The 10548-nt window shown below is 73.4% G+C and carries 12 protein-coding genes; 4 read left to right on the forward strand and 8 right to left on the reverse strand.

Annotated features, from left to right (window positions below; translation table 11 throughout):
* Window positions 1-186 precede the first annotated feature (186 nt).
* The 3 genes from ACWEOZ_RS41190 to ACWEOZ_RS41200 form a co-directional block, all read right to left on the reverse strand.
* A complete protein-coding gene (locus ACWEOZ_RS41190; RefSeq protein ID WP_451916118.1) occupies window positions 187-1470 on the reverse strand; it encodes a PP2C family protein-serine/threonine phosphatase in 1284 nt (427 codons plus the stop codon).
* Between the two features lie 37 nt (window positions 1471-1507).
* Complete coding sequence (locus ACWEOZ_RS41195) at window positions 1508-1915, reverse strand: SRPBCC family protein (RefSeq protein ID WP_451916119.1); 408 nt, start codon at window positions 1913-1915, stop codon at window positions 1508-1510.
* 109 nt (window positions 1916-2024) lie between these two features.
* Entirely contained in the window at window positions 2025-3062 is a 1038-nt protein-coding gene (locus tag ACWEOZ_RS41200) for a sigma-70 family RNA polymerase sigma factor (protein WP_451916120.1), read from the reverse strand.
* 105 nt (window positions 3063-3167) lie between these two features.
* On the opposite strand from ACWEOZ_RS41200, the gene ACWEOZ_RS41205 reads away from it, so the two are divergent.
* Entirely contained in the window at window positions 3168-3971 is an 804-nt protein-coding gene (locus tag ACWEOZ_RS41205; RefSeq protein ID WP_451916121.1) for an alpha/beta fold hydrolase, read from the forward strand.
* An 8-nt stretch (window positions 3972-3979) separates the two neighbouring features.
* Here ACWEOZ_RS41205 and ACWEOZ_RS41210 read toward each other — a convergent pair whose 3' ends face one another.
* The 5 genes from ACWEOZ_RS41210 to ACWEOZ_RS41230 all read right to left on the reverse strand — a co-directional run bounded on the left by ACWEOZ_RS41210 (window position 3980) and on the right by ACWEOZ_RS41230 (window position 7789).
* On the reverse strand, window positions 3980-4225 hold the full coding sequence (locus tag ACWEOZ_RS41210; RefSeq protein WP_451916122.1) for a hypothetical protein: 246 nt from the start codon (window positions 4223-4225) through the stop codon (window positions 3980-3982).
* A 139-nt stretch (window positions 4226-4364) separates the two neighbouring features.
* The gene (locus ACWEOZ_RS41215; RefSeq protein ID WP_451916129.1) at window positions 4365-5507 is read right to left on the reverse strand and encodes an ABC transporter permease; all 1143 of its coding nucleotides are present in this window, start codon (window positions 5505-5507) and stop codon (window positions 4365-4367) included.
* A gap of 43 nt (window positions 5508-5550) precedes the next feature.
* On the reverse strand, window positions 5551-6207 hold the full coding sequence (locus tag ACWEOZ_RS41220) for an ABC transporter ATP-binding protein (RefSeq protein WP_451916123.1): 657 nt from the start codon (window positions 6205-6207) through the stop codon (window positions 5551-5553).
* Window positions 6204-7244 (reverse strand): efflux RND transporter periplasmic adaptor subunit, encoded by a 1041-nt coding sequence (locus ACWEOZ_RS41225; protein WP_451916124.1) that lies wholly within the window; start codon window positions 7242-7244, stop codon window positions 6204-6206. The genes ACWEOZ_RS41220 and ACWEOZ_RS41225 overlap by 4 nt, the downstream gene beginning before the upstream one ends.
* The gene (locus tag ACWEOZ_RS41230; protein ID WP_451916125.1) at window positions 7241-7789 is read right to left on the reverse strand and encodes a hypothetical protein; all 549 of its coding nucleotides are present in this window, start codon (window positions 7787-7789) and stop codon (window positions 7241-7243) included. The genes ACWEOZ_RS41225 and ACWEOZ_RS41230 overlap by 4 nt, the downstream gene beginning before the upstream one ends.
* A gap of 123 nt (window positions 7790-7912) precedes the next feature.
* On the opposite strand from ACWEOZ_RS41230, the gene ACWEOZ_RS41235 reads away from it, so the two are divergent.
* The 3 genes from ACWEOZ_RS41235 to ACWEOZ_RS41245 all read left to right on the forward strand — a co-directional run bounded on the left by ACWEOZ_RS41235 (window position 7913) and on the right by ACWEOZ_RS41245 (window position 10412).
* On the forward strand, window positions 7913-8569 hold the full coding sequence (locus ACWEOZ_RS41235; protein WP_451916126.1) for a response regulator transcription factor: 657 nt from the start codon (window positions 7913-7915) through the stop codon (window positions 8567-8569).
* Window positions 8566-9675: a sensor histidine kinase gene (locus ACWEOZ_RS41240; RefSeq protein WP_451916127.1), complete on the forward strand. Its 1110-nt coding sequence runs from the start codon at window positions 8566-8568 to the stop codon at window positions 9673-9675. Before ACWEOZ_RS41235 ends, ACWEOZ_RS41240 begins: the two co-directional genes overlap by 4 nt.
* Before the next feature lie 188 nt (window positions 9676-9863).
* Window positions 9864-10412 (forward strand): DUF1062 domain-containing protein, encoded by a 549-nt coding sequence (locus tag ACWEOZ_RS41245; RefSeq protein ID WP_451916128.1) that lies wholly within the window; start codon window positions 9864-9866, stop codon window positions 10410-10412.
* Window positions 10413-10548 lie beyond the last annotated feature (136 nt).

A 10548-nucleotide genomic window follows, 5' to 3' on the forward strand; every position in this document is an offset into this window, starting at 1 on the left:
GGGGCCCCGGCGCTAGCGCACCGGGCCCGAGGGCTACGGATCAGAACACCAGCTGCCGGCGGTGACGCCGAGCCGGGGCATTCGCGTCTTTGTCGTCTGCGTCTTGGTCCTTCGCTGTTGACCAGAGAAACGCTAATCGACCAGGCCGAGAAAGTCTAGGTGGTCGCGCATAGATTTTCTGACGCATCACCCGAAGGGTGACTCCTGAGCCGCCGGGCTGCTGGCGCGGCGGGGGTCGGCGCCGGCATCGGCGCTGCGGGTGTCGCCGTGACCGCCGTGCCAGTCGAGGACCAGCATGCAGGCGTCGTCGGGCAGGGTGCCGGTGGGGCCGGCGACCGCGAGGACCAGGTCGCCCAGCACCCGGACGAGCTCTCTGGGGTGCAGCTCGCCGAGGTCGCGCAACTGCCCGGGCAGGTCCAGCGCCGCGGCGCCGCGTTCCAGCATCCCGTCGGTGAGCAGGACCAGGCGGTCCCCGGGCCGCAGGTGGAGCTCGGTGCCCGCGAAGGGCCGCGGGCTCCGCACGCCGAACGGCCGGTTGACCGGCAACGGGACAGCCCGCGCGACACCGTCGCGGACCAGGAACGGGGCCGGGTGCCCGGCGTTCACCACAGCGAGACATCCGGTCCGCAGGTCGAGCCGGCCGAGGATGCCGGTGACGAAGGCCGCCGGGTCCGCGGCCTCCTCGACGAGGGCCTGGTTCGCGGCCTCGGCCTGTTCGAGGAGCGTCGACCCGCGGCGGCGGGCGTTGCGCAGCCCGCCCACACAGAGGGTGGCCGTCAGCGCGCTGTGCACGCCGTGTCCCACGGCGTCGGTGATGCTCAGATGCAGCAGGTCGCGGGCCAGGCTGTAGTCGAATGTGTCCCCGCCGATGCTCGCGGCCGGCTCCAGCCAGGCCGCCAGGGTGAACGAGTCGGTCTCACACGTGAACGACGAGGGCAGCAGGCGCCGCTGGATCTCCGCGGCCAAGGTGAACGGTGTCGTCCGCTGGCCCCATTCGAACAGGTCGGTGTGCCGGCGGTTGGCGATCACCACGAAGGCCAGGGTGTGCGCGGCCCGCGACACCCGCTGCACGATCTCCTCGGACGGCGCGGTGGACAGGGCGATCTCCAGCAGGCCGATCGCCTCCCCGCGCTGGGTGACCGGTGCCCGCACCACGAACTCATCGCCGGATCTGTCGACGAGCGCCCGCTGAGCCCGCAGCGCCTGCTCCTGCGGCCCACCGTCGAACGGCAAAACCAGCGCGACGTCCTCGTCCTGGCGGCGCTCGCCCGAGACGGCACCGACCGGCAGATGGACCAGGCGCACCAGGGCCCGGCCGCTCATGTCGGCCACGAGGAACGAGACCCACACCGCGTCGAGGCGCGTCCCGATCGTGCGGGTCACCGCCCGGACGGCGTCGACCGGAGCCGCCTTCTCGACGGCGAGCAGCACATCGTTGAGATCCATACCGCTCGTCTCCCTGGTGGTCACGGGACGGAGCATAGACGCGCCGGACCGCGCCCAGCAGTCAGTGCACCAGACGGCGCAGCGCCCACCACGCCATCGGCAGATAACCCGCGACCGCGGGCGCGAAGCCGACCACGGTGAGGCCGGTCCTCGTACCCGTGGCGGTGGCCTCGACGGTGTGCAGCAGGGTGAGTTTCACCCCGGCCGCCGACGCCGTCCACGACCAGGTCCGCACCGGTCCCGCCGCATCGACGCCGATGACCTGGAAGGGCACCGGCAGACCGGCGGGCCCGCGCACGACGCCGGTGGTGCCGGGCGCGAGCAGCTCCCCCCGGTAGTCGACCGAACGGATCTGGGGTGACCACTCCGGCCACCGTTGCGGGCGCACGTAGCGGTCCCAGACGTCGTCGGTGGCGCGCGGGCCCTCGACGGTGATCTCACGGCGCAGGGCCGGCCAGGCGAATCTCACCCACCCATGGTGCGGCACGACGGGCGGTCCGGGACCCCGGCAGCGATGAGTTCCCCGGCCGGCGCCGGTCCTGTCAGCATGGCCGCCCATTTCTCCGTCGGCATGACGGTCACCCGCGCGGACGTGCCGGTCCTGTGCGCGGGGCGCGGAGCTGTCCCGGCTGCGGCGGCTGGTCGGCGTCCTGCCGCAGGTGGGGCGGGAGGCCGAACAGCGGGAACACGCGGGCGGTGTCGAGGAAGTTGGTGACGGCCGTGATCCGCCCTCCTGAGATCTCCAGCACGATCAGCGCCCAGGGGTCGTGACCGGTGCCGCCGGCACTGCGGCGGTACTGACCGAAGGCGGGCAGGCCGTTGGCCGTCACCGGCACCAGCCGGGAGCCACGGCAGCCGCTGCCCGCGCCGGCCATCCAGGTGGCGATGTCGCCGGTGCCGCGGAACCACAATGGCAGCGGCGGCATGGACAAGGTCGCGTCGTCGTGCAGCAGAGCCGTCAGCGCCGTGACGTCGTACGCCTCGAACGCGCTCACGTACCGGGTGAGCAGCGCTTTCTGCTCGTCGTCGAGCGCGGGGCGCGGGTCGGCGGTGCGGTCCGCGGCCGCGATGGTGGTCCGGGCCCGTTGCAGCGCACTGGTGACACTGGCCACCGACGTGTCGAGCAGCTCGGCCACCTCCTGCGCCGACCAGGCCAGCACCTCGCGCAGGATCAGCACGGCCCGCTGCCGCGGCGGGAGGTGCTGCAGCGCGGCGATGAAGGCCAGCCGGATCGATTCCCGCTCAGCGACCACGGCGGCCGGGTCGGCCCCCTCGGGCAGCAACCGGCTGTCGGGGACCGGCCCGACCCAGATCTCCTCCGGGCGGGGTTCGCCGGGATCGGTGGCGCGGCCCGACCCGGCCGGACCGAGATCCATCGGGCGCACCCGGCGCTGGGCGCTGTCCAGCATCGTCAGACAGACGTTCGTCGCGATCCGGTACAGCCAGGAGCGCAGCGCCGCCCGGCCCTCGAAACGGTCGAAGCCGCGCCAGGCCCGGACCAGCGTGTCCTGCACGGCGTCCTCGGCCTCGAACGCGGACCCCAGCATCCGGTAGCAGTAGCCGGTCAGTTCGGGCCGGTAGGCCTCCAGCAGCTGCTCGATCGCCCCATCCTCCACCGGCTCAACCTAGCGGCCCGGCTCAGCCGTGACGCGAGCGATTAGTTTCCGCCGCCCGCCCGGTCTACCCCCCGTCACCTCAACCCCGGACACCAGGGAGTCATCATGACCGGCACCGGCCAGTACGCCGACGTCAACGGCATCAACCTCTACTACGAGTCGTACGGGACCGGCGCGCCGCTGATCCTGCTGCACGGCGGCCTCGGCTCGGGTGAGATGTTCGGGCCGATCCTGCCCGTGCTCGCCGACCACCACCGGGTCATCACCGTCGACCTGCAGGGCCACGGCCGCACCGCCGACATCGACCGGCCACTGGACGTACGCCTGATGGCCGGCGACGTCGCCGCCCTCATCGACCACCTCGGTCTGGACCGGCCCGACGTGGTCGGCTACTCGCTCGGCGGCGGGGTCGCCCTCCAGGTCGCGTTCCAGTTCCCGGAGAAGGTCGGCCGCCTGGTCGCGGCGTCGGCGAGCATCCGCCGTGACGCGACCTACCCGGAGATCCTGCAGCAGCAGGGGCAGATGAGCGCCGCCGCGGCGGAGTTCATGAAGGAGACCCCGATGTACGAGCTCTACCAGCGGGTGGCCCCGCGCCCGGAGGACTTCCCGCGGCTGCTCGACAAGATCGGCGTGGCGATGGCCCAGGACTTCGACTTCACCGAGGAGGTCCGCGGCCTGCGGGTGCCGACGCTGGTGGTGGCCGCCGATGCCGACATGGCCCCGCCGAGCCACTACGTCGAGGTCTTCGGCCTGCTCGACGGCGGTCTGCGCGACGGCGGCTGGACGGGCGAGTCGCGGCCCAAGGGCGGGCACGCGCTGGCCGTCCTGCCCGGTCTCACCCACTACAACCTGTTCCTGTCGCCGCTGTTCGCCGCAGTCACCCTGGCCTTCCTCGACCAGGTGGACTGAGCCGGAGGTCAGTCGCCGGGGTCGGTGCGAGGCGGCGCCTCCCCGGCCCCGGACCGCAGCAGATCCTCCATGGCCGACACCTCCCGCCGGTCGGCCTGCCGTTCCCGCTCGTCGGCGGTGCGGTCCCGTTCGTCAGCAGCGCGGTCCCGCGCCCCGTGGCCGGCGTTGCGTTGCTCCTCGAGGCGGTTCAGCCGGCGCTCGCGGTCGTCGAGGCGCGCGGCGCGGGCCGCCTCCTGCCCGGAGTCTGCGTCCATGCCGGTGACTATCCCCCAGAAGCGCGCCGACCACCACGGGTCCGGTCGCCTGGTGTCACCCGGCCGGGTGGCCTCGGCTCGAAGCCGCCCACCGGCACGACGAACGCTCACGGCGTCCGCGGCCGGCGGGCAGCTGAGCTCAGGCGGCGGCCAGGGCTTCCGTCGGCGCCAGCCGGGCGGCCCGGATCGCGGGATACAGTCCCGCCACCGCCCCGATCACCAGGGTCGCGGCCACGCCGCCCAGCAGCACCCACACCGGGACCACCGTCGGCCACGCCTGCGTCGTCGCATAGAGAGCGGTCACCGCGAATCCCAGGAGCACTCCCCCAGCCCCGCCGGCCAGCGACAGCAGCAGCGACTCGGCCACGAACTGCACCCGGATCTGTCCCCGGGTGGCCCCGAGCGAGCGACGCAGACCGATCTCGGCCCGGCGTTCCAGCACCGAGATCACCATCGTGTTGGCCACCCCGATCCCGCCGACCAGCAGCGCCACCGCCCCCAGCCCCAGCAGCAGCTGGGTGAAGGTGCGGTTGGTGGCCTGCCGGGCCTGCAGCGCGTCGGAGGGCCGGGACACCTCGACCTCGTCCGGGTTCTCCGGGTTCGCCGTCGCCGCGAGCACGGCGCGCACCGCCGTGACCTGGGCGTCGTCGGACCGGGTGTAGACCGTGGTGGGGTGCCCGTCGAAGCCCAGGTACGACGCCGCCGCGGGCCAGCCGACCAGGACCGCCGAGTCGAGCTCCGGCGCCAGCGGCACCGGCGCCAGCACCCCGGTGACGGTGAACCACCGCCCGCCCAGGTAGACGGCGGGCACGGATCCCAGCCGCCGCGCCGCCGTGGCGCCCAGCACGACCGCCGGATACCGCGCGGTCGCCGCGTTGAGCCACGACCCGGACGCGACCGTGGCGCCCACCGTGGACGGCAGATCCAGCTGGGCCGCGGCCACCGAGATGCCGCCCGTCTGCGCCCGCGGGATCCGGTCGGTCCGGTACACCGCCGTGTCCGGGACCGTGCCCGTCGCGGCGACCGCGCGCACCGGCCCGATCCGCTCGATCATCGACACGGACTCGTCCGGCAGCGTCGCGTCGTCGCCGAACATGGTGTTGCCCGGGCCCACCGTGAGCAGGTTCGTGCCCAGCGCCGCCAGGGCCCGGTCCAGGTCGGCCCGGCTGGACGACGAGATGCCGACCACCGCGGTCATCGCCGCGATACCGATCGCGATGCCCAGCGACGACAGCACCGCGCGCAGCGGCCGGGCGCGCAGCCCCGAGAGGCCGACCCGCATCAGGTCGGCGACCCGCAACCGGGCGGGTGTCAGGACAGTCACGTCAGCTCACCCGCCCGTCGCGCATGGAGATCTGCCGCGGCAGGCCGGCGGCCAATTCCCGGTCGTGGGTGATCACCACGACGGTGGTGCCGGCCGCGTGCAGCTCGCGCAGCAGCGCGACCACCCCGGCCCCGGCGACCGAGTCCAGGTTGCCGGTCGGCTCGTCGGCCAGCAGCAGGGCCGGATCCCCGGCGACGGCCCGGGCGATCGCGACCCGCTGCCGTTCCCCGCCGGAGAGCTGGTGCGGGCGGTGCCCGAGCCGGGCCCCGAGACCGACCCGGTGCAGCGCGGCCTCGGCGCGCCGCTCCCGCTCCTTGCGGGGTACGCCGGCATACAGCAGGCCGTCCGCCACGTTCGCCACCGCGGTACGGCCGGGAGCCAGGTGGAACTGCTGGAACACGAAGCCGATCCGGCGCGCCCGCAACGCCGACAGTTGCCGGTCGGACAGCCGGGACACGTCGTGACCGTCGATCCGTACCGTGCCCGCCGACGGCCGGTCGAGGGTGCCGATGAGGTGCAGCATCGTCGACTTGCCGGAGCCGGACGGGCCGACGACCGCGGCCAGTTCGCCGTACCCGACGCTCAGGTCCACCCCGTCCAGCGCGGTCACGCCGCCGGGGTAGGACTTCGTCGCGCCGGCCAGTTCGATCACCGTCATGACGGCATGCCCACGGTCGTGCCGGCCGCGATGCCGCCGCCGGAGACCTCGACCCGGCCGTCGGCGAACAGGCCGGTCTGCACGGCGGTGATGCTGCTGCGGCCGCCGTCGACGACCTCCAGGCCGTACCCGCCCTCGGCCAGCGCCAGCAGCGCCGCGACCGGCACCGTCAGGACGCCGGGCCGCTTCGCCGCGGTGAACTCGACGCTGACCGAGGCCTGGTCCAGGCCGGCCGGCGCCTTGGCGAAGCCGATGGTCACCGACAGGCTCGTCGTCGCGTCCTGCTGGCCCTCCGCCGGCGTGACCACGGTCTCGACACCCGTGATCGTCCCGGCGACCTTCTTGCCGTCGGGCAGGGTCACCCGCACGGCCGCGCCCTTGCGGGCGAGCCGCTGATCCGAGATGTCGAGCTCCACGGTGGCGACCCGGCCGGTGCCGGTCGTCTCCAGCAGATCGGTGCCGGGCCGCACGACGTCACCCGGCTCGGCCGTACGGCTGTCGACCCGGACCGCGCCGCTCGCGTAGACGATGCGGGCCGGGTCGACAGTCCCGGTCTCGGCCAGCCCGAGATCGTCCTGCCAGTCCCGGACGGCCGAGGCGGTCGCCGACGAGTACGTCCGGTCCACGGTGAAACCGCGGTAGCCCAGCGCCCACAGGTTCCGCTCGAACTGCTTGACGTCCCGGCCCGTGTCCCCCGATGACAACGTCCGATACGCGGGCAGGGAGCCGTACAGCAGCACGACCGGGTCGTCGTCGATCCGGTACAGCGCCTGGCCCCGGGTCACTGTGGAGCCCTCGGCGGCGAATGCGGTGACGGTGCCCGAGAGCCGGCCGGAGTGCGCGGTCGTGTCGCCGTACCCCAGCTCGCCGTCGGTGGTCTCGGTGTCGACCAGCGTGTCCTTCTTCACCACCGCCGTGGCCGTCGGGGCGGACGCCTGTGCCTGCTCCTGCGCGTCCGGCAGGGCGACCACGACGGCGGCCGCGGCACCGGCCGTCAGCGCCACCGCCGCCGCGGCGTAGACCGTCCGGCGGCTCATCCCTCCCTCTTTTCCTGGACCTTGGGGGCGCCGGGGCCGCCCGGGCGGAACGTCGAGCAGGCCTGCTCGGCCTTGTCGAAGGCGGGGTCGCCCGGACCTGAGCCGATCTTGTCCCCGTCGAGCCGGATGCTGCCGTCGGCCTGCGGGTCGGGGAAGTTCGGCAGCCCGTGGTCGCGCATGCACTGGGCCATCTTCCGGGCCTGTTCGAGCTGCTCCGGGTCGGCCTGGCCCCGGTCACCGCCGTTCGGCGCCCACTGTTTGCAGGCCGCCATCGCCGCGTCGAACTTCGCCTTGTCCGTACCCTGGGGAACCTTGATCTGCAGCCCGCCGCCCGGCTGGGGGTCGGGGAACCAGCTCATGCCCTGTTCGCGCATGCACTGGGAGAACCTCAGGGGCGCGTCTTCGTCCCGGGTGGCCGCGGCGCTGGTGCTCGCCGTGGGCGCACCGCCCGCCGAGGCGACCCGGTCGCCCTGCGCCGCCTTCCCGCACCCGGCCGCCGCCATGGTCAGCAGCAGGCCGAGCGCCAAGATCCTGGTGGTCCGCATCGTCGTCTCCTCGTCGGCGGCCGGGCGGCCGCCACGGGAAGCAGTGAAGTCCCCGGCGGGTTTCCCGGCCGTCACGCGAAACCGTGACGCCCAGGTGACGTGACCTTGGGTCACCATGGAGGCATGCGCATCCTGGTGGTCGAGGACGAGCCGCTGCTGGCCGACACCGTCGCGGCGGGTCTGCGCCACGACACGCACGCGGTGGACGTGGTCTACGACGGCGCCGCCGCGCTGGAACGGGCCGGGGTCAACGACTACGACGTGGTGATCCTGGACCGGGACCTGCCCGGCGTGCACGGCGACGAGGTGTGCCGGCAACTGGCCGGCCGCGACACCACCGCCCGGATCATCATGCTGACGGCGGCGGCGGACATCGACGACCGGGTCGAAGGGCTGGCCCTGGGCGCCGACGACTATCTGCCCAAGCCGTTCGCCTTCCGGGAGCTGGCCGCCCGGGTCGCGGCGCTGGGCCGCCGGTCGCGGCCGGCCGCGCCGCCGGTGCTGCGCCGGGCCGGGATCAGCCTGGATCCGCACCGGCGGGAGGTCTTCCGCGACGGACGGTACGTGCCATTGTCCCGCAAGGAGTTCGCCGTGCTGGCCGAGCTGCTGCGCGCCGACGGTACGGCGGTCTCGGCCGAGCAGCTGCTGGAGAAGGCCTGGGACGAGAACGCGGATCCGTTCACCCACGCCGTACGGATGACGATCCTGAAGTTGCGCCGCAAGCTCGGCAACCCGCCGGTGCTGCTCACCGAGCCAGGAGTGGGGTACCGGATCGGATGAAGCTCACCGTGCGGGGCCGGCTGACCCTGGTGTACGGCGGACTGTTCCTCGCCGCCGGCATCGTCCTGCTGGGCTTCACCTACGTCCTGGTGAAGCAGCAGCTGCCGGCCAAGGCTCTCATCACCGGCGGCAGCGTGGCCGGCGAGCCACCACCCGGCGTGGTCGCCCCGGACGTCATCTTCCAGCGCGTCGTCCAGGACACCCGCGACGACGCCCTGTCCGCGCTCGTCACCCAGGGCGGCATCGCGCTGCTGGTGGTCGGGGCCGCCGCGATCGCGCTGGGCTGGCTGATCGCCGGGCGGATGCTGCAACCGCTGCACCGGATCACCGACGCCGCGCGGCGCATCGCCGAGTCCCCGGCGGCCGACCGCGGCCTGCACGAGCGCATCGCGCTGGCCGGCCCGGACGACGAGATCAAGCAGCTGGCCGACACGTTCGATCTGATGCTGACCCGGCTGGACCGCTCGTTCGACGGCCAGCGCCGGTTCATCGCCAACGCGTCGCACGAGCTGCGCACCCCGCTGACCCTCAACCGGACGCTGCTCGAAGTGGCTCTGCACCAGGAACCGGCGTCGCCGGAGGTCCAGCAGCTCGGCACCACCCTGCTGGCCATCAACGACCGGCACGGCCGGCTCATCGACGGGCTGCTCCTGCTGGCCCGCTCGGAACGGGAGCTGACCGAGCGCGCGTACGTGGACCTGGCCGACATCGCCTCGCACGTCAGCGGGCCCGACATCAAGACCGAGCTGGCCGAGGCCACCACGGTCGGCGACCCGGTGCTGCTGGAACGACTGGTGCAGAACCTGGTCGAGAACGGGGTACGGCACAACGTGCCCGGCGGGTGGGTGCGGGTGGCCACGTACGCCGGGGACGGGCTGGCGACCCTGGAGGTCAGCAACACCGGCCCGGTGGTGCCACGCTACGAGGTGGAGGGCCTGTTCGAGCCGTTCCGCCGCCTCGGCAACGACCGGCTGGCCGGGCCGGGCGTCGGGCTGGGCCTGTCCATCGTGCGCGCGGTGGCCCGGGCCCACGACGGTGACGTGCACGCCGTGCCCCGCGACGAGGGCGGCCTGGTCGTGACGGTCACCCTGCCGGCGGCGTACTGAGACTGTCCCCGAAAACCGGTGGCCTCGCGCCGATCGGCGCCGCTACCGTGCTCACGCCCCTGTCTCCCCGGTGAGGACACGCCGTTGTACGTCCTGTGAGACCTCCTGAGCGCTGATTCACCGCGCGTCGCCACTGTGCGACGTGCGCCTTTTCGCTGCGGACTTCTCACTGGGACCGGTGTATCTCCATGTCCAGAATCTGGGTGGTCATGCCCACCCGCCTGCCCCTCGTCATCCGCCGCTGCCACGGGTGCGCCTCGCAGCGCTTCCGGGCCAGCGGCAGATTCCGGGTCAACGCCAACCACAAGCTCATCGACGCCTGGCTCCTCGCGCTGTGCACCGGCTGCGGGGACACCACCAGACTGACCCTCTTCGAACGCGTGACGGTGCGTTCCGTCCGGCCGGAGATCCTGGACCGGCTGCACGACAACGACCTCGGCCTGACCGCCGAGCTGCTCCAGGATCCGCTGGTGTGGCGCCGCAACCGCATCGCCCTCGACTGGGACGGCGCGTGGCGTCTCGACACCGGCGCACCGGATCAGCCGGACGGGGACACGATCGAGGTGTCGGTGCGCTTCGCGGCGCCGATCCCCATCCGGCCGGTGCGCCTGATCGCCGACGGCTTCGGCTTCTCCCGGGCCGAGGTCACCAAGCTGGTCGCCGAGGGAAGTCTCGTCTCGGCGGTCCGGCTGACCGGCAAGCTCTCCGGCGACTTCACCTTCACGCTCAAACGCTGAGCGGTCCGGCGGGCCCGGGGCCGGGGCGCCCCCCCGCGGGCGGGGGAAGAACAGCGACGGGGGGGGGGGGAAGAGCGCGCCCCCACCACCCCGCGGGGGCGCCCGGGGGCGGCCACGGGGCGAGCGCACGGAAGGC

It is taken from the genome of Actinoplanes sp. NPDC004185, assembly GCF_053603475.1.

Excerpts from the sequence above, each read along its gene's own strand:
- ACWEOZ_RS41210 (WP_451916122.1), bottom strand. The coding sequence starts at position 4,225 with ATGGACGCAGACTCCGGGCAGGAGGCGGCCCGCGCCGCGCGCCTCGAC.
- ACWEOZ_RS41205 (WP_451916121.1), top strand. The coding sequence starts at position 3,168 with ATGACCGGCACCGGCCAGTACGCCGACGTCAACGGCATCAACCTCTAC.
- ACWEOZ_RS41235 (WP_451916126.1), top strand. The coding sequence starts at position 7,913 with ATGCGCATCCTGGTGGTCGAGGACGAGCCGCTGCTGGCCGACACCGTC.
- ACWEOZ_RS41220 (WP_451916123.1), bottom strand. The coding sequence starts at position 6,207 with ATGACGGTGATCGAACTGGCCGGCGCGACGAAGTCCTACCCCGGCGGC.
- ACWEOZ_RS41240 (WP_451916127.1), top strand. The coding sequence starts at position 8,566 with ATGAAGCTCACCGTGCGGGGCCGGCTGACCCTGGTGTACGGCGGACTG.
- ACWEOZ_RS41215 (WP_451916129.1), bottom strand. The coding sequence starts at position 5,507 with ATGCGGGTCGGCCTCTCGGGGCTGCGCGCCCGGCCGCTGCGCGCGGTG.
- ACWEOZ_RS41245 (WP_451916128.1), top strand. The coding sequence starts at position 9,864 with ATGTCCAGAATCTGGGTGGTCATGCCCACCCGCCTGCCCCTCGTCATC.
- ACWEOZ_RS41230 (WP_451916125.1), bottom strand. The coding sequence starts at position 7,789 with ATGCGGACCACCAGGATCTTGGCGCTCGGCCTGCTGCTGACCATGGCG.
- ACWEOZ_RS41225 (WP_451916124.1), bottom strand. The coding sequence starts at position 7,244 with ATGAGCCGCCGGACGGTCTACGCCGCGGCGGCGGTGGCGCTGACGGCC.